The organism is Streptomyces doebereineriae, from assembly GCF_031845645.1.
GTDB classification, from domain to species: domain Bacteria; phylum Actinomycetota; class Actinomycetes; order Streptomycetales; family Streptomycetaceae; genus Streptomyces; species Streptomyces canus.
Genome location: NZ_JAVREZ010000204.1, coordinates 1 through 470, shown reverse-complemented (window position 1 = coordinate 470; position 470 = coordinate 1). Strand labels below are relative to the sequence as shown.

1 protein-coding gene is annotated in these 470 nt (G+C 66.4%); it reads right to left on the bottom strand.

What is annotated here, in order from left to right:
• Positions 1-470 (bottom strand): amino acid permease (locus tag RNB18_RS51465; protein ID WP_311720990.1); only part of this gene is annotated, 470 nt, incomplete at both ends.

The following is a 470-nucleotide window of genomic DNA, read 5'->3' as shown; positions in this document are numbered from 1 at the left end:
GAACAGCACCAGCACCAGGCTCAGGGCGCTGACCACCAGGATGGCTGCGATCGGCACCTTGCGGGAGCTGATCGTGGACAGGAATGCGGGCAGCTGGCGGTCGCGGCTCATCGAGAACAACAACCGGCTGGTGGCGGCCTGGGCGGCCATCGCGTTGGCGAAACCGACGGCCAGCACGTTGACCACGAAGAACGCGTTCATCCAGCCGGTGCTCGACGCGGCCTGCACCAGCAGGAAGAACGCGTTGCCCCCCTCGTCGTCACTGAACGATTCGCGGCCTCCGGCCAGCAGGCTGGCCAGCCAGGTCTGGGTGATGAACAGGAACGCCACCACGAACAGGGCGACGATCATCGCCCGGCCGGCCGGATTCTTCTTACCGGTCGATTCCTCGGCCAGTGTCGAGATGCCGTCGAAGCCCAAGAAGCTCAGCACCGCGATCGACAGCGCGGCCGCGATCAACGGCGCGGTGA